Source organism: Protofrankia sp. CiP1_Cm_nod2, assembly GCF_920664355.1.
Lineage (GTDB): Bacteria > Actinomycetota > Actinomycetes > Frankiales > Frankiaceae > Protofrankia.
Map to the genome: position 1 here is coordinate 11751 of NZ_CAKKTL010000161.1, position 754 is coordinate 12504.

General features: G+C 71.1%; 1 protein-coding gene. It reads left to right on the forward strand.

Translation table 11 applies throughout. The annotated features are described in order from the left end of the window. Positions 1-41: 41 nt before the first annotated feature. The coding region (locus tag NBW84_RS16935; RefSeq protein ID WP_250285710.1) for a hypothetical protein at positions 42-754 on the forward strand (713 nt) is incomplete at its 3' end.

Genomic DNA, 754 nt, shown 5'->3' on the forward strand with positions numbered 1-754 from the left:
CAGGGATCGCGAATCCCGCGGTGATCCAGGAAGGGGCCGGCATGGTGGACCTCTGGGATTCGCTTCCCGATCCGGTGCGCGAGGCGGTCGGGCGTCACCTCGGCCCGGTGGGCTCGGCGGCCGCTGTCGACGGCGGGCGGAACAACGATCTGACAGCCGTCGTGTACGGCGAGGACGGGCCGGTGTTCGTGAAAGCGGTCCGCGGAGTCAGCATGCGGATGCGCTGGCTGCGAAACGAGGTCACGGCCGGGACGCTCGCCGCCGGCATCGCGCCGGCCGTGGCCTTCGCGCAGGACGTCACCGCGGACGACGACTGGTTGATCGTCGGGTTCGAGTACCTGCCTGGCCGGTCCGCCGACCTCACACCCGGTTCGGCTGATCTTCCAACGGTCGGGCGCACGCTGGACCGGCTCGGTGGCCTGCCCGCGCCCGGGGTTGCCGGGCTGCACCAGCGGTGGACCGTGCGGGACTGGTGGAGCCGCCTGTGCGAGATCGCTCCGGACGTGGTGAGCGGCTGGGACGTCGACGTCATGGACCGATGGACGGCGCGGGCGCCCGAGGCGGTGGCAGGTGATCGGCTCGTCCACACCGATCTACACGGTGACCAGTTCGTGATCGGCGCCGGCGAGTCGATTCACGTGATCGACTGGGGGTGGCCCGCCGCGGGTGCCGAGTGGGTCGACTCCGCGTTCATGATTATCCGGCTCGTCGAGGCGGGACATTCTCCGCGGGACGCCGAGGCGTGGGCGGCAAC